This is a genomic window from Silvimonas iriomotensis, assembly GCF_014645535.1.
GTDB classification, from domain to species: Bacteria; Pseudomonadota; Gammaproteobacteria; order Burkholderiales; family Chitinibacteraceae; genus Silvimonas; species Silvimonas iriomotensis.
Genome location: NZ_BMLX01000003.1, coordinates 427,733 through 448,139 on the forward strand (window position 1 = coordinate 427,733; position 20,407 = coordinate 448,139).

A 20,407-nucleotide genomic window follows, 5' to 3' on the forward strand; every position below is an offset into this window, starting at 1 on the left:
GCCGGCCTTAATGCGGCCCGCGCAACAACTGCTGGATCTGCAAGAGGCAGGTGACTTCTGCCATGCGCCGGCGGGTGAGGGCGGCGGCCTGGCTGAACGGGCCTTTGCGGCCAAGGATGGCGGCAAGGCAGTGGTCGTAGATCGGGCCGGGCAGCGACCAGCTACTGCTGTGCGCGCCGTGCGTTACGGTCAGGACATCCAGATTGCCTTGCCGATCCTGGCGGATCACCCGGCCGTCGCGCAGATGGATCGCCAGCCCCTTTTGCCCGCCTGCCGGGCCGGCATATTTGTTCAGCCAGATGTCGGTGCTGATACCGCCAATCCGCCCATGCAGATGGGCTTGTCCTTCTGCGGTGACCAGATCGGTGCGCACAATCGGCTGGCCCAGACGGTCTTTGGCATGCGCCAGCTGCAACTGCAGCGTGTCCTCGCCGCCCAGGGCGTGGATCAATTCGCGGATCAGTGCCAGCACGTGGGTGCCGGTATCCAGAATGACGCCGTCGGGGTGGCGCAGCTGGCGGGTGTCCGGCTCGCCGGTGGCAAAATTAAGGGCAATGGGCTCGCCCGCGGCGTTAAACCCACTGGGTTCTTGCAGGAAGCCTTCCAGCCGCGTGATATCAGACAGCGCCAGTGAGACTGACAGACTGGCCTCGTCGTTAGCCTGCCACCGCGGATTGATGTCCGCGCCAGGGTGCGTGGCCAGCCAGCTGGTGCGGGCCATCCAGTGATCCAGCGCCAGAACGCGTCGGGCGTGGGCCGGCTCTGCGATCAAGGCGTTGAGCCGGGCCATTTGCGCCAGGCTGGCGACGACGGGTTTCTCGACACAAATGCGCGGCACGGCGCTGGCCAGCGCCTCTTGCAGCACGGGCAGGTGGCTGGTGCTTGATGTGGTAATGAACAGGATATCCAGCGGCTGCGCCAGCAACGCCGCCAGGCTGTCGCAGCGCGTGACCCCGGCGGGCGCGCGGGCCGGATCGGTATCAAATCCGTAACAGGGTGTATCGGCCATGCCCAGCCGTTGCAACGCTGGCAAGTAAGCGGTCTGAACCACCGCGCCCAATCCGGCAAACCCGATCTGCATATGTTTTTCCTGTGTGTCGGCAACATGTAACGCACTGCGTCTGACGATACCTGAGGGTACAAAATTCTGCCGGCGCAGCCATCCACAAGCGCCCTGTATTTATTGATCATATCGCCGGTTGCACCGGCATGCCGCAGACAAAATGCACACCCGCCCCGGTTTGTACGGCGCAATGGCGCGCTGCGTTGCACGCCACCCGTTCCGTCACCCGTCATCGCGTGGAGTCTGGTTGTGGTTCTGCCCGGCAAGAATACGCACATCTTTTATGTGCATAGCCCCGTTACGTGGTCACTGGCCCAGGCCGTGATCGCCCGGCTGGACCGGGCAGACGTGCGCGTGATTGGCGCGCGCGGCATGATCGGGCCGGGTGTTGATCTGGCGGTGACCGACGATGGCGGGGTCTCTATTGACGAGACCTGCAGCTATCTGCAGCAGTTGCTGGGCGTGTGCCAGCCTGGACGCGGCCTGGTGTTGTATCTGCCGCATTCGGTGTTTCTGGCCGGACAATTGCTGCGCTTCAGCGCCCGGGTGCAGCAGATTTTCTATCTGGAAGAAGGGCAGACCAGCACCTGTCCGGCGCGTCTTGCCCACATCCCGCCCTTGCTGGCCGATGCCGTGCCACTCTTGCATGCCTTGCACCAGCACGGGCTGCTGGATGCCCTGCAACTGGACCCGGCCGACGTATTGCGTCTGCCAGTGACACCGGGCGTCGGGTTTGATTGGCAGCACCCCGGCTACGGCGGCTGTTTTGCCTGTTCTGCCGATGCATTTGCCGGTCTGCCTAGCGTCACCTTGCTGGATCTGCCCCGGCATCCGCAGTTGCAGGCGGCACAGCTGGTGAGTTTTGCCAGCATCCTGAACGGGCTGGTACCCGCCGGTGCGGCCTGGCAAGACCAGGTGAGCGCGCGCTGCGCCCGGTTGTTGTCTATGGCAGAAGCGCTGGACCGGCAGCGCGACATGGCCCACGCCCTCTTGTTCCGGCTGCACCCGCGCGACGCGCACGGTCTGCCGCGCTGGTTTTACGACGCCTGGCAACGTTACGCACGGACGTATCCGTGCTGGTGTGAACTGCACGGCCTTGATGTACTGGCCGAGCCGGCATTGCATAACTTTGCCCACTATCATGTCATTGGCCCCAGCGCGCAGAGCAAATACGTCAGCGCCTGGTGGGGCGCAGCGCGCCTGACGCAGGCGCCGGCAGTCCTCTGAACCCCGGTTTGCCGTGCACCAGACCTGTTTCTGGTGACCAGCTGCAATCACATGGCCCAGATGGGTAATACCACTTTGTGTCGCGGTGACTGGAAACGGGCTGTCATCCTCTCTGGCGCTTGCGCCGCGCTTTCTGGCAAATGCTGTCAATTGTAGAAAGCATTCTGGCTCGCGTGCAGATGGCAAAACAGCGCGCCGATTGCGCTTTTCCTGCAACACTTGTTTTTTGCCGTTCGTCGGCAATCCGGCCCGGTAACGAAAGCCTGTAACGTGCACCTGGCTTGTGCGTGGTATCAGCCATGATTTGGTGCAAGTGGCGGTAATTGCTAGGTTTTATGCCATTCAAGACGGCGTTTTTGTGCGCCGCGACGAGGCACGCAAAAGGCGGTGGCTGCTATGGGCAGGCGCGCTTGTCGCAAGGGCGATACAGGTCGTCACCGGATTTTTTGCGCCAACCCGAATTGACAGTTTGAGCGCCATGTCGCGTAATTGAGTCAAACAAAAAGGCGAGACGACGACGACTTGCTGGCAGGACGGGGGAGGCGCCAGCAAGTCGTTGCGCTAAAAATGCAGTAAAAAATATAAGACCACTTGGCCGCTTCATATAAATCAACTCAAAGGCCAGGGGTTGATCTCCCGTAAAGGGAAATGCTGATCCAGACAGAGGGCGGCGATGGAACTGAAACTGCAAGACGGGCTATACCGGGGCGTGCTGGCACTGTTGGCTGGCGTGTTTTTTCTCTCTTTTGCGTTCTGGCTGATGGTGGTGTGTCGTATCGACATGCCACTGGTGCTGGCCGCCCTGGGTACTTGCGCCATCGGCTTTGCCGTGTGGGCGCTGGGCTGGTTGTCCGCCGCGGACACCTTTCCGTTCTTGCTGGCGGCGCTCAGCATCGTCTGCAGTGCGCTCATGCCGGTGTTTTGTGTGTTGTTGCAACGTCATGGTCACCCCGGCCAGCCCTGGCCGGATGAAACCATCCACTGGCAATTGATGCTGTTGATTCCGGTGCTGGGCATGGCCTTGCGTGATCTTTGGCTGGCGTACCAACGGCGTGCGCCAGCACCTGCAACCAGACCGCGTTACGGCACCGCCGCAGGTGCGGGCTGGAGCATGTCGCTCTGACATCCTGATTTTCTGGTTTCCCGTTGTTTTGCAATGCAGCCTCCGGCCCGTTCCACGGCCGGGTAGCCCTTGTTTTGCCCTTCATCTGCCGCAGGAGACCCAAGCCATGAAGCGACTGATGTGCGCAATTCTTGCCACGCTGGCCCTGAATGCCCGTGCGGATATCAATATTGGCGAATCGGTGCCGACCACGGGTCTGGCCAGTGTCACCGGCAAGGCGCTGGCGGTCGGCGCGTCGATCTACTTCGGCCGCGTCAACGCCCAGGGCGGGATCAATGGCGAGCCAGTCAATCTGATCACCCGTGACGACGCGTACGATCCGACGCGGACCATGGCCAATACCCGCGAGTTGATCGACAAGGAAAACGTGGTTGCGCTTGTGGGCTATTACGGCACGGCACCGCTGCAGCAATTGTTGCAATCCAAAGCGCTGGAAAACGCGGGCGTACCGCTGGTGGGGGCGTATACCGGCGCCGAGAGCGTGCGCAATCCGGGTAGCCCGTATTTCTTCCAGACCCGCGCCGGTTACAGCCAGGAAGTCGAGAAAATTGTGGTGCTGCTGCACCGCTCGCTGGGGATCAAGCGCATTGCCGTGCTGGCGCAAAAAGACAGTTTTGGCGAGGCCGGTTACAACGCCATCAAGGCAGAACTGGCCCGCCACAATATGCAACTGGCCGGTGAAGCCTGGTATGACCGCAATACCGGTGATACGGCGGCGGCGGCCATTGAACTGGCCAAAATGAATCCGGAAGCGGTGATCATGGTGGCGATCTCCAAACCGGCGGCGACGTTTACCAAACAGTTCAAGGCGGCTGGCGGCACCTCGCAGTTGTATGGTCTGTCGGCCATCCAGTTTGATGAAGTCACCCGGCAAGCGGGCCTGAATGTGGCGCACGGGCTGGGCTTGTCGCAAGTGTTCCCGGCGCCCACCAACGCGCAACTGAAGATTGTGCGTGACTTCCAGCAAGACGCCGACGCGTTTCTCAAGTCGGGTGAGTACCCCAGCTACGCGCTGCTGGAGGGGTATATCTCTGCCCGTATCCTGACCGAAGCATTGCGCCGTGCCGGCAAGAACCCCACGCGTGCCACGGTCTACCAGGCGCTCAACGACATGAAGCGCTATGACCTGGGCGGCTATGTGGTGGACTTCAGCGATAAAAAGCGGCTGGGTTCGGGCTTTGTTGAACTGACCATGATTTCTGCCACGGGTACGCTCACGCGTTAGGCCAGGTTTCGCCGTCAACCTTGTTGTATGCGTTGTAGAAGTAGAAGTGCATTTGCTCTGACTCCCAACAATGCAGTCACTCCGGCCCGCCTTGCGCGGGCCATTTTTCTTGCCGGGTCAGGCGGATCGCTCAGCCGGCCTGCGCATCCTGGTGCTGCCAGTCATGCCAGGCGCGTTGCCAGTCACGCATGGGCACCGGCCGCCCCAGCAAATAGCCCTGAAACGCGCGGCAATCCATGCTGGTCAGATACACCATCTGATCCTGCGTTTCCACGCCTTCGGCAATCACCTGCAAACCCAGCGAGCGGCCGATGGCGATAATGGCGCGCACAATGGCGGCGTCGTTGCCGCTGCTGATCAGGTCGCGCACAAAGCTCTGGTCGATCTTGATCTGGTCCAGCGGCAATTGCTTGAGATAAGACAGTGACGAGAAACCGGTGCCGAAATCATCCAGCGAGAACGTCACCCCCAGCTGCCGGATCTGCTGCATGCGTTCGACCACTTCGCCCACTTTTTCCAGCACCACGCTTTCGGTTAGTTCCAGTTGCAACCGGGCCGGGTTGGCGCCGGTGGCTTCCAGCGCGCTGCGCACCCGCGCCGCAAAGTCGGGCCGGTGGAACTGGCGGGCGCTGACGTTGATGGCAATTTTCAGATCACGCGTTTGCGGTTGCTGCGCCCAGCGCACCAGTTGCTCACAGGCGGTATGCAACACCCATTGCCCCAGGCGCAGGATCAGGCCGGTTTCTTCCGCAACCGGGATAAACACCGCGGGCGACACCGCCGGGTGATGTTCCGGCGTCCAGCGCAGCAGGGCTTCAGCGCCCAGCAAGCCGTGATCCAGGCTGAATTGCGGTTGATAGTACAACTGGAATTCGGCCCGGTTCAGCCCGCCGCGCAAGGCCGATTCCAGCGAAGAACGGGTATCGATCACATCCTGCAGCGCCGGGCTGAACAGGCAAAAGGCGTTGCGCCCGGCGGCCTTGGCCTGGTAGAGCGCGACATCCGCTTGCTTGAGCAAGGTGCGGATCTCGGTATCCTGGCCCTGGAACAGCGTGACGCCAATGCTGGAGGTGCTGTGAAACGGCAGGTCGTCATCCTGCAAGGGCCAGGTCTGATCAAGCGCGGCGCGGATGATCTCGGTGCGGGTTTCGGCGTGGTGCAGCGCCACCGTGCGCTCGTGCCCCAGGTTTTCCAGGATCACCACGTATTCGTCTCCGCCCAGCCGGCAGACCATGCCGGCGGGTTCGGCCGTCTGCATCAGCCGTTGCGCCACCGCCAGCAGCAGGCGATCACCGATCTCATGACCGCGTGTGTCGTTGAGCAGCTTGAAGTTATCCAGGTCCAGGATCATCAGTGCGCCAAACTGGCCAGACTGCCCGCTGGCCTTGAGCGCCTGATCCAGTTTGTCCATCAACAGGCGCCGGTTGGGCAAGCCGGTGAGCGAGTCAAAATACGCCAGATGCCGGATCTGTTCTTCCGCCGCTTTGCGGTCGCTGATGTCATGCACCACCATCTGCAACAGCGGATGACCATCAAGGATAAGGCCGGTCATCAGCACTTCCACCGGGAACGATTCGCCGTTATCCAGGCGCTTGTACACCCACTCGACGCGGATATTGCCGTCCCGCCGCAACTGCGCCAGACACTCATCACGCTTGACCGTGGAGAGCGTGCCATCGGGCTGGACCGGCGGCCACAGATCATCCGGCGCGGTCTGCATCAACTCGGCGCGTGACCGTGCGCCCATCAGCCGGATCGCCGCCGGGTTGCAGTCGATCATGTGGAAGTCTTTGTCACGCAGCCACACGGCATCAATGGTGGCGTCATGCAGGGTGCGAAATCTTGTTTCAGAGCGCAGCAATTCTTCGCGGCTATTGCTCAGGGCTTCGATTGATTCCAGCTCCGCCAGCCGGGTGCGGTAGGCGTGCCGGGTAATTGCAATGCTGATGATGGAGAAAATCAGCAACACCAGCGCGGCCGCCATGACCTCTTGCCGCCATGAGGCCAGATAATCCTCGGTGGCCTGGCCGACAAAAATGAACAGCGGCTGGCCATCGATCGGCCGGAAAGACATGCGCCGGCGCGTGTTATCCAGCTTGACCACAGTTTCGTAGGTCGCGCCTTCGGGGTGGTTATGCACGTAATCGCTGGTGGTTTGCGACACAATGGCTTTGCCATCCGGTGTGTTCATGGCCGGGCTGGGCGGCAGCCGGAACCAGGCGCGCAAGTCTTTGTCGCGCATGGAAATCATGCCGTGCGGGCCCAGATCAAACGGGTGATAAAGACTGTTGAACCAGTCCAGCGGCAACAGCGCGTAGGCCATGCCGGCAAACGAGCCATCGGGCGCGGTAATGCGCCGGCCAATGGCCATGGACCACGCGCCGGTAACCCGGCTGACCCCCAGATCGGAAATCTGCGCTTCCCGCGTGTTGTTGGCCGCCAGGCGCTTGAACAGGTCGCGGTCAGACACATTGCGCGCCGGGCCTGCCGGCACTTTGTCGCCATACAGCACGTGACCGTGCGCATCGGCAATGCGCAAGCCTTCAACTTCCGGGATCAGCTGATGCTGGGCGTAGATAAACCGGTTGATGGATTCCTCATCAATGCCGCCGCGCGCCAGTTGGCGCTCTGATTCGGTAGCGATCGAGAACAAGCCGACATCGATTTTCTTGAGGGTGCCAGAGACATTGATGGCCAGGGATTGCGCCAGGTTCTGCGTGGCCTGGATCGCCTGACGTTCATATTGCTGATGGCTTTGCCATAGCGCCGCGGCCACCAGGACATAGACAAACGCATTCAACAGCACGAGGGCGGCGACGAGTCTGCTGACCAACGGGCTCCTGGGAGCGGTCATGGCGGGCGCTTTCTGTTTGTGGCTCAGAGAAGGTGGGCCTGAACCTGTTATAGCACAGCGCCTGGCGGGGCGCGGATACCCGGTTTGACCGCATCCAGGGCAAGTCGCAGCGCCCGACCCAAAGGCCCGCAGGCGGTGTTTTGCCCACGGGCCTTCGTACGCCAGGTCTTTCTGTCACGCCGGGAAATCTGTTATCAATGAGATAGATAGCAGTGTTATGTGACAAAACGGCTCAAGAAGCCAGCCGATACCGCCCGATTTCCGACGTCAGGCGGGACACAATCTGTTGCAGCGCATCGGCCGAGCGCGCAGTGCTCTGCGCCGACTCACTATTGTGTTCGGTCATCTGCGCCACGTTTTCTACCTGGTTGGCGATCACATTGCTGGCTGCGCTTTGTTCGGCAATGGCGCTGGTGATCTGCCCGACGAGTTCCACCGCCGTGCTGGAGGACTGGCGGATGGTCGAGATCGACGTCTCGGCCTGCGCCGCGCGCTCGACTGCGCCACGGGCGATCTCCACTGCGTTGACCATCTGGCTGTTGGCGTCATGGCTGGTCGATTGCATCTGCTGCACGATGGTCCGGATCTCGATAGCCGACGACGCGGTGCGCTCGGCCAGCTTGCGCACTTCATCCGCCACCACGGCAAAACCGCGGCCGGCATCCCCGGCGCGTGCCGCTTCAATGGCGGCATTCAGGGCCAGCAGATTGGTCTGGTCCGCCACTTCCTTGATCACCTGCAGCACCGAGTCGACTTGCTGGCTGCTGCTCTGCACTTCGCCCACTTTGTCTGCCGCCGCTTCAATGGTGCGCTGGATACTGCGCATGTCGCTGGTGGTCTGGCCGATCACGCGTTCGCCCTCGCTGGCCAGCGCGCCCGAGCGGGAAGACGCATCCGCCGCCTGGCGGGCCTGCTCGGAGACATGGTTGATACTCACGGTCACTTCCTGCACCGCGGCGGCCATATTGCTGGCGGCATCGCTTTGCTGCACTGAACTGGTGGCCACGGCGTTGGCCGCGCCGGACATGCTGCTGGCCATGGTAGAGACCTCGCCCGTGGCCGACAGGATCTTTTGCATGCTGTCTTCTACCGTGCCCAGCAAATGGTTGATGGCCGAGGCCGTCCGGCCGATTTCATCGTGCGAGCTTGAATGCGAGCGGCGGGTGAAATCCAGCGTCTGCGCGATACCGGTCACCAGGTTTTGCAGGCCGGAAATCTGCGCCGTAATGCTGCGATAAAGCCAGATGCCGATCACCAGCATGGCCAGAATGGCAATGACACTGATGCTGGTCAGGATCAGCCGCGAGTTGGCAATGGTGCTGTACGCCGCATCTTTGGCCGCGTTGCCCAGACCCTCGTTGTAGTCGCTCCAGGTGTCCAGCCGGGTCGACAGTTTTTCTGCCAGCGGCGCGGCTTCGTCCTGGAATACCTTGCGTGATTCGGCAATCTTCGCGGCATTTACGCCAATGGCGTATTTGCGCGCCAGGCCTGACCACTGGTTGTACATGGCCAGGCTCTCATCCAGCCCGGCTTTGTCCTGGTCGTCCGAGATCATGCCGTCGTCTTTGTATTTCTTGAACAGGCCATCGATTTCGGCCAGTTGTTCGGTCAGGCGCTGGTCGCGCTGGGTCTGGTCGCCTTCAAAATACAGCCGCTGCACCGCCGATAACCGGGCGCGCCCGACTGAGCTCTTGATTCTGAAAATGAGCGTTTCGCTGGGCACCGTGTTCTCGGCAATGTCGTAGACATTGCCCTTGAGACGGCTGAAGGCAACAAAAGAGCAGACCGAGACAATCACCAGACCGGCCACTGCAAGGGCCAGCAAGAGGGCAATACGTGTACTGATCTTCATGGCGTGATCCTGTAAACGTGGGCAGGACAGGCACGGGGCAGCGGCCCTGGCAGCACACCATGGCGCGGGCGCGCTTTATGAACGGTTATGCATTGGTTCTAGGCAATTGCGCAGAATTGTCCAGGTCAGACAAGCGGCATGCCCTGCAATCTGTCTGAAACAGGAAACCGGGGGCTGAAAACCGGCTGCAAGGCGTATTTACAAAGGGAATTACCCAGTAAAACCAGGTATTTGGCGGCGCCGGATTATCAACATCCAGGAATCAGTGAAACAACGCTTTGGTAGTTTTTCTACGTAATTGAGTTACGTATTATTGGCACCAATGTCGGAAACAAAACAACGACAGCCCAACATCAATCTACGGAGAAACATCATGAACAAGTTTACTGCTTCCATCGTTTTTGCTGCTGTTGCTGCAACTGCCGCCCTGTCGGCTCAAGCTGCTGATCTGCAACCCTGGCAACGTGCTGCTGCTTCTGCACAAAACTACAGCGCCCAGATCGACAAGCAACCGGGTCGTGCTCCGTTCAGCGGCCGCGTGACCGAAGCCAAGCCGCAAGTGCTGGCCTCCTGGCAACGTGCTGCAGCAGCTGACCAGAACTTTGCTGCGCAACCCAAGCAACAACCGGGCCGCGCTCCTTTCAGCTCCCGCGCTGTTGAACCGGCTACTCCGGTGACCGCTGCCAAGTGGCAAGTGGCTGCCAACGCAGAACAGAATTTCGCCTCGCAAATCAACGAACGTACTGCTTTCAACTAAGCCTTACTGTTCCTGTTGTGAGCAAAAGCCCGCATCTTGCGGGCTTTTTTGTGTCTTTTTCTACATAAAGACATCTACATGACACGATGTCTGCCGACGTCGTTTTAGCACGGATCAGGGCTTGCCTGCGCTGATCCGGGCGTATTTGCGGGCGCTAGATGTTTGCCGATATCAATATTTGTATCTGTCTTTTTCTTGTCATATTGCAATTGCATGATGCGCGCACCTTTCTGGCGGCTTTCATACGGCGCCGCCCGGAGATGGCCCTAAAAACTACAACGTTGTCACCCGTACTCGCCAATTCACAAGATACGGGGAGTATTCATGCAATTGCGTCAAATGATGGTGCTGGGCACGCTGGTGCTCGGCAATGCGGCACTGACCGCCTGTGGCGGTAGTTCGGGCGATAGCGCGTCCACCTCTGTTTCGGCTCCGGTCGCTACCCCGACCCCCTCGCCGGCACCTGCTGCCACGCCAGCACCGACACCTGCGCCGACGCCGGCTGCAGCGACCGCTTCGATCAAGTGGTCGGTAGATTCGGGCAACGCGCCGGTAGCGGCACAGATCAACTCGGGTACGGCCATTGGCAAAGGCGCCGGCGGTACACCGTTCACGCTGGACAAACTGGCCGGCGATGCCAACAACACCCAGAACACCACCAACCCGTTCCTGAGCACGGGTACGGTGCCTGATCCGGCTTATGGTTATTGCAACTTTGCCGCCAGCCCGGCCACGCGTATTTCCTACGCCACCGGTAGCTCGTTCGTGACGCCGCCAACAGACCCGATGGTCAACATGGCGCCGTTCTATTTCCCGCTGGTGTACACCAGCAACGTGACCACGGCCGGCCATGTCACCACCACGACCACCCCGCTGATCGGCCTGTTTGACTGGCGCCCGAAAGACATGAACGAGTCTGTGGTGGCGGCCGAATCGGACGACAACGGCAAGACCTGGTACTTCATGCAAAGCGTGCTGGAACTGAACCCGGGCACCTGTCCGACCGATGTCCACAGTACGTTTGCCTCTACCGATGCAGACGATGGCTGGGGCCATGCCTCCATCCTGCAATTGCCGGGTACTTCTTCGGCTTCCGGCCAGATGCTGTACACACTGAACCGTGATCCGGCGCAGGTGGATGTGGCGCCGCTGAACGTGATCCAGCTGACCCAGGTGACGCCCAAGTTCCCGCTCTGGAACACCAACACCACGGCAACCGGCGGCCAGGATATCAACACCATTGCCACGGCCCTGAACAACACCTCGGGTTCGACCAACCCGGTGGTGGTCAAGCAGACCGTCGGCCTGTTGAACCCGGACGGCATTCTGGCCGTGGTTCCCAATACCGATCCGACCAAGCCGACCACGGTCATCTACGTGCAGAAGATCCTGAACGGTGACAAGACCGGCAGCACCGCCATGCCGACTGCCAACCAGTGTACGGCTGCGCCTTTCAGCGGCAAGACCAACCACGATATCTCCAACGTGCGTCTGGCCACCACCATGGATGGCATCAACTTCACCGATCAGGGCGTGGTCAATGGCCTGAATGATCCGACCACGGTGGACTACAACAAGACCCGCTGGATCAGCCCGCGCGGTACGCTGATCGATATCAACGGTGACGGCAGCCGCTGGGGCCTGTTGTTCTCGGGCGGTAACTGCCTGGATGGCGATTCTGATGCGTTCCACTACATCGGCTACGCCGAATCCACCGATCTGAAGAACTGGACGGTGTTCAACGACATCAACAGCCCGATTGCCTCGATCAACGCGATCACCACCACCAACCAGGGCGGCAACAAGAACACTGTGACCGTTCCGGCCAATACCCCGGTGATCCCGACCCAGCCGTGGTTTGCGCAGCGCCTGTATGCGCCAACCGCCGTGCAGGTCGACGCGACCCACTTGTCGATGACGTTTGCCGGTTACGCCGTGCAAACGCCGGGCACCAATCTGATGAACTACCGCCAGATCGGCAACGTGGTGCTGACCACCAGCAAGTCGCTGCCCAAGGCGCCCAACAACATCAACAACCAGTAAACGCCGGCTGGCCGGCACACCCAGACCCGCCGCATGCCGGCGGGTTTTTTTCATGGGTTAGGCCTGGCACAAATACCGCGCCCCGCTCAGGCAACACTAAGTTTTCGCCAGTATGGTCAGGCGTTTTACGCAAGACCGTATCAAGGAGAAAACTATGTCTGTATTCCGGGGCCGCGCATGATGTGGCTGGATCAACTGGAGCAACTCAACCGCGCGCTGTTTTTGCTGATCAACGCCGCCAGCCAGCCGGGCCCGGTGATGATGCCGCTGGCCGTCTTTGCCGCCAACGGGCTGATCTGGCTGATCCCCGCCATGCTGGTGGTGGGCTGGCTCAGCGGCCATGGCGCGATCCGCCGGCTGGCGCTGGAAGCCGCACTGGCCGGGGTGCTGGGTTTGCTGATCTCCCAGGTGGTGAGCCTGGCGTTGCCCCATGAGCGCCCGTTTGTGATGGGGCTGGGGCAAACCTGGATTGAACACGCGCCGGATAACTCCATGCCCAGCGATCACCTGACGCTGTTGTGGAGCGTGGCGTGCAGTTTTTTGCTGAATCCGTCAGCGCGGCGGCTGGGTGCTGCGTTGTGGCTTGCGGGTTTGCCGGTGGCCTGGGCGCGCATTTATCTGGGGGTGCATTTCCCGCTGGATATGCTGGGCGCGCTGCTGGTTTCCTTTTTGAGTGCGGCCATTTGCATGCAGCAACGTGAGCGTGCCGTGGCGCTGGTTTTCAACCTCGCATTGCGTGTGTATCGCCTGGTGTTTTCTCCGCTGATTGCGCAACACTGGTTGCGCCGATAAGCAGCGGCGGGCTGCACGCATTTGCGTCTATAGCCCGAATCATCTTTCATACATGCATGAATCCGTCAGGAGTAGAAGGCCCATGCGGGTGTTGCTCGTCGAAGACGACCCCATGATTGGCGATGCCATCCAGTCTGCGCTCAAGGATCAAACCTATGCGGTGGACTGGGTGCGCAACGGGCAGATCGCCATCAACACGGTTGCCTGCCAGTATTACGACGCCGTACTGCTTGATCTGGGCTTGCCCGGCAAGGATGGCCTTGGCGTGCTGCAAAGCATCCGGCGCCAGGGCAACGCGGTGCCGGTGTTGATCATCACGGCAAGGGACGCCTTGTCAGACCGCGTCGACGGGCTGGATGGCGGCGCCGATGATTACCTGCTCAAGCCCTTTGAGATGGCCGAGTTGCTGGCGCGCATCCGCGCGGTGATCCGCCGCAAGAACGGCGTGGTATCGCCGGTCATGACCAATGGCATCATCACGCTGGACCCGTCCACGCGGGAGGCCCAGGTCAAGGATGCCGAGGCCGTGCGTTTGTCCAACCGGGAGTTCGCGCTGCTGCAGGCGTTGTTGACGCGGCCGGGCGCGATTCTCTCGCGCACTGAACTGGAAGACCGCATCTACGGCTGGGGCGAGGAAGTCGAAAGCAATGTGATCGAGTTTCTGATCCACTCGCTGCGCAAAAAGCTGGGCAATACCATCATCAAAAACGTGCGGGGCGTGGGATGGATGGTTTCAAAGGGCGAATAAAAGACCCGCTGAAAAACTCGCTGCGCACGCGCTTGTCGTTCTGGCTGTCGGTGGTGATCGTGCTGATCGCCATCATTGCCGGCACCTTTGCCTTTTTCAACGCGCAGGGCGAAGCCAACGAGTTGCAGGATGAAACCCTGCGCCAGGTGGCGTCGCTGTTTGACGAACACCACTTGCCCCTGCCGCCGTCAGGCACGCCGCGCGTGCTGAGCGAGGAAGAAGAAGACGCGCGCGTGGTAGTGCAGCAATTGCGCCCGCAAGGCCAGACTACCGCCAACACCGACATGGCCGTGCCCGGTTTGCCCGATACCCTGGCCGACGGTTTGCAGACCATTACCGCGCAGCAAGAAGACTACCGCGTGCTGGTCAAAACGCTGTCGAGCGGCCAGCGGATTGCGGTATCGCAAGAGACCGATATCCGCGACGAGATCGCCAGCGAAAGCGCCTTGCGCACGTTGTTGCCGTTTCTGGTGCTGGTGCCGGTGTTGCTGGTGGTGGTGGCCGTGCTGGTGCGGCACATGTTCAAGCTGATTGCCGAACTCTCGCAAGAGATCGACCAGCGCGAAGACCACGAACTGCACCCGATCAAACCTGAATCCTTGCCGACGGAAATCCGCCCGTTTCTGGTGGCGATCAACCGGCTGCTGGGGCGGGTAGGGCAGTCCATGGACGCGCAACGGCGCTTTGTGGCCGATGCCGCGCATGAACTGCGCTCGCCGCTGACCGCGTTGTCACTGCAGGCCGAGCGCCTGGGCAGCGCGCCCATGTCAGACGCGGCGCAAGAACGGCTGCTGGCATTGCGCGGCGGTATTCAGCGCACGCGGCAATTGCTGGATCAACTGCTGACCCTGGCGCGGGTGCAGGATGCCGCCCATGCCCAGGCTGAAAGCGCGCCGGTGCAGCAAACTTTCCGGCACGTGCTGGAAGACCTGTTGCCGCTGGCCGAAGCAAAGAATATCGATATCGGCGTGGTGGGCGAGACCGAGGCCGAGGTCCGGATGCACCCGGCAGAGTTGCATATCCTGCTCAAGAACCTGGTCGATAACGCCATCCGCTATACCCCGGCCGGCGGGCGGATTGACTTGTCGGTCACGCGGGATGCGGCGGCAGTGACGGTCGAGATCGAAGACACCGGCCCGGGGATTCCGGAGCACGAGCGTGACCGCGTGTTTGATCCGTTTTACCGCGTGCTGGGTTCAGACGAGACCGGCTCCGGGCTGGGGTTGTCGATCGTGCAGGCGATTGTCGAACGCGCCGGCGCCACCATTGTGCTGGAAGAGGCCGATACGCTGGCTCACAGCGGCCTGCGGGTGCGCATTACTTTCTTGCATCGGTAACTCTAAGTTTCATCTAATACAAACGAAAATACAGTTTCATGTCAGCTGTATAAGCTGCGCCATCTTCTTTCCTCCCCACGCGAGAAAATGGCATGAAACCCCTTCACGTTTTTTCCGCAACTGCACTGGCGTTGGCATTGGCCGGTTGCGGCGGCTCGTCTGATTCTACTGTCTCCGCCCCGACCCCGACGCCCACGCCGGCCCCCAGCGCTGCCGTCAGCGCCAAACGCGTGTTGCTGATCAGCGTGGACGGCATGCACCAGCAAGACATGGTCAATTGCCTGGCCGGCAATACCTGCCCCAACCTGGCGGCACTGGCCAGAACCGGCGTGAACTACACCGGCGCCACCACCCCGGGTTTGTCTGATTCGTTTCCGGGTCTGGCGGCACTGTTGACTGGTGGCTCGCCCAAAACAGCCGGTCTGTTCTACGACGTGTCGTACGACCGCACCTTGTACGCCCCGACCGACACCACCTGTACCGGCGCCCAGGGCTGGAACGTGGTGTTTGATGAAACCACCGGCATTGATGCCTGGAACGGCGGCGCGCTGATCCATATGGATGGCGGTGGCGCTTTCAACCCGGATGCCATCCCGCACCAGAAAGTGAATGGCGTGTGCCAGCCGGTGTACCCGCACAACTACATCAAGACCAACACCGTGTTTGAAGTGATCAAGGCCAGCCTGCCCGGCGCCCGTACCGCCTGGGCCGACAAACATGCCTGGGGCTATGACTGGGTGAACGGCCCGTCCGGCAAGGGCGTGGATGATCTGGCCCGCACCGAGATCAACTCGATCGACGCGGCCACCGGCAAGGATTACACCGATGTGTATACCCACACCGAACAGTTCGACAACCTGCATGTGCAAGCGATCATCAACCAGATTGATGGCAAGGATTCGACCGGCGTAACTGCCAGCGTGCCGACGCTGTTTGGCACCAACTTCCAGACCCTGAGCGTGGCGCAGAAAGCCACCAACGCCAGCGGCGGTGGTTATACCGATGCCAGATTCACCCCGGGCGTGCAGGTCACGGCGGCGATTGCGTATGTGGATAGCGCCATCGGCAAGATGGTGGCTGAACTCAAGGCGCAGAACCTGTACAGCAGCACGCTGATCGTGATTACCGCCAAGCACGGCCAGTCGCCCTCTGACCACAGTTTGCTGGTCAAGAATGGCGATACGCTGATGGCACTGCTGGAAGCCAACAACTATCTGGATAGCAGCGGCAACTTTGGCCAGAACGCCACCACCAGCGGCAACCTGAACGATGGCACCGGCCTGGCCGGAACCGGCATGGTGCAAGACGATGACGTGGGCCTGATCTGGCTGCGCGACCAGACCCAGACTGCCGCGGTGGTCGCCACGCTGAACGCCAACAACGGGTGTACCGGCACCGGCATCTGCGCCAACAATGCCCAGGCGTACATCTTGTCGGGCAGCCAGCTGGCCGCAAAGTTTGGTGATCCGGCCCAGGGCCGCACGCCGGACATCATCGTGCAGCCCAACCCGGGCGTGATCTACACCAGCAGCACCAAGAAAGACGCGGAACACGGCGGCAATGCGCCGGATGATAGCCACGTCGCGCTGCTGGTGTCGTTCCCGACACTGACCGCCGCCACCAACAGCAGCGCCGTGGGCACCACGCAAGTTGCCCCGACCATGCTCAAGGCACTGGGCGTGGCCCCGTCGCTGCTGAATGCGGTGCAAGCCGAGGGCACCGCAGTGCTGCCGGGCCTGGGTTTCTAAGGCATCAGGCCAGGCCGTGTGGCGTGTCGATCTGTTCGATACGCCGCGCGCGTCTGGCGGTTTGCGCGCTAATGCTGGGCTAAGTCTGCCCCTGCATGCTGACAGCATGGCCCGATGTGCACAGGGCCTACCCGCACAGGAGGCAACATGAACGTCAACCTCAGCCCGGCCAGTACCAGTTACAGCAGCAATACCCAATCTGGCAGCGCCAGTACCCTGACTGCCGCAGCGCAAGAAGCGCGCGAAACACCGACGCAAACTGCGCAAGAAGCCCGCAAAGGCGATCATCAGGCGCAACGGCTGCAAGCCAGAGAAGCCCAGGCCGCAGCCAATGCCACTGGCAGCACCGATCAGCGCTCGTCACTGGTGATCGGCAACAGCGGCCAGAATGTCGATATCAAGGTTTAAGGCCGGCCGGTCACGGACCGGCTGACCCCACAGTGCAATTCGGAGTGGACTGAATTTGGGCGCACACAGAGTGCGCCCGTTTTTTTTGTGGCTGGAGAGATCGCCCGGCGTGCTCACAGCTTGAAGTCAGCGATCATCTTGTCCAGCTCGCCCGAGATCCGCGTGATCTCGGCCACGGCGGTGGGCACTTCGGCCGCCCGCCGGCTGCCATCGCTCGCCCCGTTGGCAATACGTTCGATATTCACCGCCAGCTGGTTGCTGGCTTCGGCTTGTTCGCGCAGCGCCCCGGAAATCACGCCGATGTGCTCCATCAACTCGCGGCTGCTGGTGCGCACCACGCCCATGCCGGCGCCGGCCTCGGTGGCGCGGCCGGTCGCGGCGTTGACCCGGTCCGTGTTGTTGGCAATCTCGCGCACGGCTGCGTTGGTAGATTGCTGGTTCATGTCAATCATCTGGGTGATCTCGACCGTGGCGCTGGCGGTTTTCTCGGCCAGTTTGCGCACTTCATCGGCCACCACCGCAAAACCGCGCCCGGCGTCCCCGGCGCGCGCGGCTTCAATGGCTGCGTTCAAGGCCAGCAGATTGGTCTGGCCGGCGATCTCTTTGATCACGTGCACAATGCCGGCAATGCGCTCGGAGTTGTCGCCCAGTTCCCGCACATATTGCGCGGCGGTCTGCGCGCTTTTGTTCACGGCGTCGATCTCTGTCACCACGCCTTCAACCTGCTCCGCGCCGATCCGCGCCTGTTCGCCGGCCGCGCGGGCAGACTGCGCAGTCTGCTCGGCACTGCTGGAAACATGGTTGATCGATACCGTCAGTTGCTGCACGGTGGCGGCCATGGCAGAGCTGGCGTTACTTTGTTCTTCTGCCGCACTGGACACCGCACTGGCGACACTGGTCAGCGAATGCCCGGCCGTGACCAGCGTCTGGCTGGCGCGGGACAAGTGCGTGACCCATGCATGCAATTGCTGGCGCATTTCTGCCATGGAGGCCAGCAGGCTGGTGCGATCACTGCCGGCCAGCGGCACGCGCACGGCCAGATTGCCGCCGGCAATTTCCCGGGCCACGCTGGCGGCCACAGCGGGCTCGCCGCCCAGCAAGCCAAAAATGGCGCGGCCGGTATAGAACAGCAAAATGCTCAGCACCGCCACCGCGATCACGCTGATGATGATGGACGTTGCCTCCATCTGTTTTTGCGTGCTGTCGAACTGGTGATCAGAATCCGTGGCGACCTGGTTAAGCTCGGTCGAAATCTGGTTCAGATTGTGTTCCAGCGTATCGCGGATGCCGTCAATCTGGCCATCAACCTTGCGGATCGCTGCAAAGTCCATGGGTTCGGTCGCCAGCAAGGGGCGGTATTGTTTCTCGTACAGATCCAGATACTGGTTCAGCGCCGTTTGCGCCGCCTGGGCTGATTGCTTTGCCTGCGGGCTTTGCGCCAGGGTTTGCACATCCGCCAGTTGCTTTTGCGCCTCGGCCTTGGTCTCGGCCCATTCTTTGTCAGAGACGGCAAGATCGTGGTTGATCACTGCATCGGCAATCACCTGGTACAACGCGGCGCTCATGCCTACCGCGCGTTGCACTTGCGCGGCCTCCTGGAAGCTTTGCACCCCTGCATCTTGCAGATGCGCCAGCCGGTGCAGGCCATACAGATTGTTGGCGATAAAGATCAGGCAGACGCCCAGCATGAGCGCGGCCATGGTGACAAGGCGGGAACGCAGGGTCATGGTTGTGTCCCTTGTTATGGTTTACACGGGTAGTCCATTAACCATAGGGCAGCTTTGTATTTTTGCAGCCGCAGACCGCTACACCGCTACCAGCGCGCCCCACTAAATATATATACATCGCTATTCGGGGTTTTCTTCTGCCCGCGACCTGAGCCACAAACGCTGCGGCCCCGGTCCCTGGCGGCCCAGTTCATCCAGCGGGTTGCGCAGCCGGCAGCGGTCAATCGACAAACAGCCACAGCCGATGCAGTCATCCAGTTCGTCGCGCAGCTTTTGCAACTGGGCGATGCGTTCATCCAGATCAGCCCGCCAGCGTTGCGACAAGCGCGTCCAGTCATCACGGCTGGGCGCGGCATGGGCGGGCAGGGCGGCCAGCGCCGCCCCGATATCCGTCAGGCTGATGCCCACCCGTTGCGAGACGCGGATAAACGCCACGCGCCGCAAAACATCCCGCCCGTAGCGGCGCTGCCCGCCCGCACTGCGGTGGCTGCTGATCAGGCCTTTGGTCTCGTAAAAGTGCAGGGTAGACACCGCCACCCCGGCGCGCCGCGCGACTTCCCCCACCGTGAGCGTGGTGGCGATACCCATGTCTTCCAGCGTCATCAAAAACTCCTTGACCTCAAGTTAACTTGAGATTCTAGGCTGTGCTGATGCGGGCGCGTTGCCCGTTTGTCTACTGGAGAGCCACCATGACTTCGACCCTGTCCAACACGCCCGCCATCCCCACCGCAACCCGCGACACCGTCTTCCGGGTCGACCAGTTTGTGGTGCCCGATCACGCCTTGCCGGCGTTCATGAAGCAAGCCCACCGCATCGACGCCCTGCTGCACGAAATGCCCGGTTGCGATCATCACCTGGTGCTCACCCGCAAACAGGACATCGACAGCACCCGCGTGCTTACCCTGGTGCAATGGCACAACCAGGCCGGTATGGCCGCCGCCAAGGCGCTGGTGCAGCAGATTTACGCCAGCGAAGGGTTCGAGCCGCAGGCGTTCATCCAGAAACTGGGGGTGACCGCAGACTTCGGCATTTACGGCCTGGTGTGATCTCAACCGCGGAACTACGGATGATGAAAATCGAAAAACCGGGGATTGTTTTATTCACCCAGCGCTATCCGGAATGCGTGCGCTTTTATCATGAACTCATCGGCCTGCCGCTTCTATTCACCAAACCCACCTTGACCTGCCTGCAATTGGGCCAGGCTTACCTGATGGTTGAATCCGGCGGTATCGCCAAAGACACGCAAAAGCACCGTGGCGAAAATCCGGTCGTGATCCGGTTCAACGTAGCAAACGTCAGCACAGAGGCCGCAGTACTACGCGCCAGGGGCGTGCCGGTGGAGGTGATGCAGTTTGACTGGGGCATCATCGGCCTATTCACCGATCCGGACGGCAACCGGTGCGAACTTAAAAACAGTGAGGCGGCGTTTGGGCATGTGTGCGCTTGAACAGTAACGCGCGGTAAACGGAACGATGAAAAACGGCTTGCTCCCCGGCAAGCCGG

General features: G+C 61.2%; 17 protein-coding genes. 12 read left to right on the forward strand and 5 right to left on the reverse strand.

The features are described 5' to 3' along the window. Positions 1-7 precede the first annotated feature (7 nt). The gene (locus IEX57_RS13455) at positions 8-1,081 is read right to left on the reverse strand and encodes a Gfo/Idh/MocA family oxidoreductase (protein WP_188704861.1); all 1,074 of its coding nucleotides are present in this window, start codon (positions 1,079-1,081) and stop codon (positions 8-10) included. Positions 1,082-1,348: 267 nt separating this feature from the next. Between IEX57_RS13455 and IEX57_RS13460 the strand changes: the two genes are divergently transcribed. The 3 genes from IEX57_RS13460 (at position 1,349) to IEX57_RS13470 (ending at position 4,638) form a co-directional block, all read left to right on the forward strand. Then, on the forward strand, positions 1,349-2,290 hold the full coding sequence (locus IEX57_RS13460) for a hypothetical protein (protein ID WP_188704862.1): 942 nt from the start codon (positions 1,349-1,351) through the stop codon (positions 2,288-2,290). A 673-nt stretch (positions 2,291-2,963) separates the two neighbouring features. Next, positions 2,964-3,413, forward strand: a complete 450-nt coding sequence (locus IEX57_RS13465; RefSeq protein WP_188704863.1) for a hypothetical protein — start codon at positions 2,964-2,966, stop codon at positions 3,411-3,413. A 106-nt stretch (positions 3,414-3,519) separates the two neighbouring features. After that, positions 3,520-4,638: an ABC transporter substrate-binding protein gene (locus IEX57_RS13470; protein WP_188704864.1), complete on the forward strand. Its 1,119-nt coding sequence runs from the start codon at positions 3,520-3,522 to the stop codon at positions 4,636-4,638. Positions 4,639-4,768: 130 nt separating this feature from the next. Here IEX57_RS13470 and IEX57_RS13475 read toward each other — a convergent pair whose 3' ends face one another. After that, positions 4,769-7,492 carry a bifunctional diguanylate cyclase/phosphodiesterase gene (locus tag IEX57_RS13475; protein ID WP_188704865.1) on the reverse strand — a complete coding sequence of 908 codons (2,724 nt, stop codon included), beginning with the start codon at positions 7,490-7,492 and terminating at the stop codon, positions 4,769-4,771. Positions 7,493-7,724: 232 nt separating this feature from the next. Next, positions 7,725-9,344: a methyl-accepting chemotaxis protein gene (locus IEX57_RS13480; protein ID WP_188704866.1), complete on the reverse strand. Its 1,620-nt coding sequence runs from the start codon at positions 9,342-9,344 to the stop codon at positions 7,725-7,727. Between the two features lie 373 nt (positions 9,345-9,717). Here IEX57_RS13480 and IEX57_RS13485 point away from each other — a divergent pair, with 373 nt between their 5' ends. The 7 genes from IEX57_RS13485 (at position 9,718) to IEX57_RS13515 (ending at position 17,177) form a co-directional block, all read left to right on the forward strand. After that, a complete protein-coding gene (locus IEX57_RS13485; RefSeq protein ID WP_188704867.1) occupies positions 9,718-10,101 on the forward strand; it encodes a hypothetical protein in 384 nt (127 codons plus the stop codon). Between the two features lie 324 nt (positions 10,102-10,425). Continuing rightward, entirely contained in the window at positions 10,426-12,144 is a 1,719-nt protein-coding gene (locus IEX57_RS13490; RefSeq protein WP_188704868.1) for a hypothetical protein, read from the forward strand. A 177-nt stretch (positions 12,145-12,321) separates the two neighbouring features. Beyond that, positions 12,322-12,936 (forward strand): undecaprenyl-diphosphatase, encoded by a 615-nt coding sequence (locus IEX57_RS13495; protein WP_229709020.1) that lies wholly within the window; start codon positions 12,322-12,324, stop codon positions 12,934-12,936. 82 nt (positions 12,937-13,018) lie between these two features. Then, complete coding sequence (locus IEX57_RS13500; protein WP_188704869.1) at positions 13,019-13,684, forward strand: response regulator; 666 nt, start codon at positions 13,019-13,021, stop codon at positions 13,682-13,684. Next, on the forward strand, positions 13,660-15,021 hold the full coding sequence (locus IEX57_RS13505; RefSeq protein WP_188704870.1) for a sensor histidine kinase: 1,362 nt from the start codon (positions 13,660-13,662) through the stop codon (positions 15,019-15,021). Before IEX57_RS13500 ends, IEX57_RS13505 begins: the two co-directional genes overlap by 25 nt. A gap of 92 nt (positions 15,022-15,113) precedes the next feature. Next, complete coding sequence (locus IEX57_RS13510; RefSeq protein WP_188704871.1) at positions 15,114-16,769, forward strand: alkaline phosphatase family protein; 1,656 nt, start codon at positions 15,114-15,116, stop codon at positions 16,767-16,769. A gap of 147 nt (positions 16,770-16,916) precedes the next feature. Beyond that, positions 16,917-17,177 carry a hypothetical protein gene (locus IEX57_RS13515; RefSeq protein ID WP_188704872.1) on the forward strand — a complete coding sequence of 87 codons (261 nt, stop codon included), beginning with the start codon at positions 16,917-16,919 and terminating at the stop codon, positions 17,175-17,177. Between the two features lie 113 nt (positions 17,178-17,290). Here the strand turns inward: IEX57_RS13515 and IEX57_RS13520 are convergent, their stop codons facing one another. Continuing rightward, complete coding sequence (locus IEX57_RS13520; RefSeq protein WP_188704873.1) at positions 17,291-18,904, reverse strand: methyl-accepting chemotaxis protein; 1,614 nt, start codon at positions 18,902-18,904, stop codon at positions 17,291-17,293. Positions 18,905-19,024: 120 nt separating this feature from the next. Next, the gene (gene soxR / locus IEX57_RS13525; protein ID WP_188704874.1) at positions 19,025-19,507 is read right to left on the reverse strand and encodes a redox-sensitive transcriptional activator SoxR; all 483 of its coding nucleotides are present in this window, start codon (positions 19,505-19,507) and stop codon (positions 19,025-19,027) included. An 86-nt stretch (positions 19,508-19,593) separates the two neighbouring features. Here soxR and IEX57_RS13530 point away from each other — a divergent pair, with 86 nt between their 5' ends. Further along, a complete protein-coding gene (locus IEX57_RS13530) occupies positions 19,594-19,950 on the forward strand; it encodes an antibiotic biosynthesis monooxygenase (RefSeq protein WP_188704875.1) in 357 nt (118 codons plus the stop codon). A 20-nt stretch (positions 19,951-19,970) separates the two neighbouring features. Then, positions 19,971-20,351, forward strand: coding sequence for a VOC family protein (locus tag IEX57_RS13535; protein WP_188704876.1), 381 nt, complete (start codon positions 19,971-19,973; stop codon positions 20,349-20,351). The last annotated feature ends 56 nt before the right edge of the window (positions 20,352-20,407 follow it).

Bases quoted from the DNA above. Each gene is read 5' to 3' on its own strand.
- IEX57_RS13455 (WP_188704861.1), bottom strand. From the start codon at position 1,081: ATGCAGATCGGGTTTGCCGGATTGGGCGCGGTGGTTCAGACCGCTTAC.
- IEX57_RS13465 (WP_188704863.1), top strand. From the start codon at position 2,964: ATGGAACTGAAACTGCAAGACGGGCTATACCGGGGCGTGCTGGCACTG.
- IEX57_RS13470 (WP_188704864.1), top strand. From the start codon at position 3,520: ATGAAGCGACTGATGTGCGCAATTCTTGCCACGCTGGCCCTGAATGCC.
- IEX57_RS13475 (WP_188704865.1), bottom strand. From the start codon at position 7,492: ATGACCGCTCCCAGGAGCCCGTTGGTCAGCAGACTCGTCGCCGCCCTC.
- IEX57_RS13480 (WP_188704866.1), bottom strand. From the start codon at position 9,344: ATGAAGATCAGTACACGTATTGCCCTCTTGCTGGCCCTTGCAGTGGCC.
- IEX57_RS13485 (WP_188704867.1), top strand. From the start codon at position 9,718: ATGAACAAGTTTACTGCTTCCATCGTTTTTGCTGCTGTTGCTGCAACT.
- IEX57_RS13490 (WP_188704868.1), top strand. From the start codon at position 10,426: ATGCAATTGCGTCAAATGATGGTGCTGGGCACGCTGGTGCTCGGCAAT.
- IEX57_RS13495 (WP_229709020.1), top strand. From the start codon at position 12,322: ATGATGTGGCTGGATCAACTGGAGCAACTCAACCGCGCGCTGTTTTTG.
- IEX57_RS13500 (WP_188704869.1), top strand. From the start codon at position 13,019: ATGCGGGTGTTGCTCGTCGAAGACGACCCCATGATTGGCGATGCCATC.
- IEX57_RS13505 (WP_188704870.1), top strand. From the start codon at position 13,660: ATGGATGGTTTCAAAGGGCGAATAAAAGACCCGCTGAAAAACTCGCTG.
- IEX57_RS13510 (WP_188704871.1), top strand. From the start codon at position 15,114: ATGAAACCCCTTCACGTTTTTTCCGCAACTGCACTGGCGTTGGCATTG.
- IEX57_RS13515 (WP_188704872.1), top strand. From the start codon at position 16,917: ATGAACGTCAACCTCAGCCCGGCCAGTACCAGTTACAGCAGCAATACC.
- IEX57_RS13520 (WP_188704873.1), bottom strand. From the start codon at position 18,904: ATGACCCTGCGTTCCCGCCTTGTCACCATGGCCGCGCTCATGCTGGGC.
- soxR (WP_188704874.1), bottom strand. From the start codon at position 19,507: ATGACGCTGGAAGACATGGGTATCGCCACCACGCTCACGGTGGGGGAA.
- IEX57_RS13530 (WP_188704875.1), top strand. From the start codon at position 19,594: ATGACTTCGACCCTGTCCAACACGCCCGCCATCCCCACCGCAACCCGC.
- IEX57_RS13535 (WP_188704876.1), top strand. From the start codon at position 19,971: ATGATGAAAATCGAAAAACCGGGGATTGTTTTATTCACCCAGCGCTAT.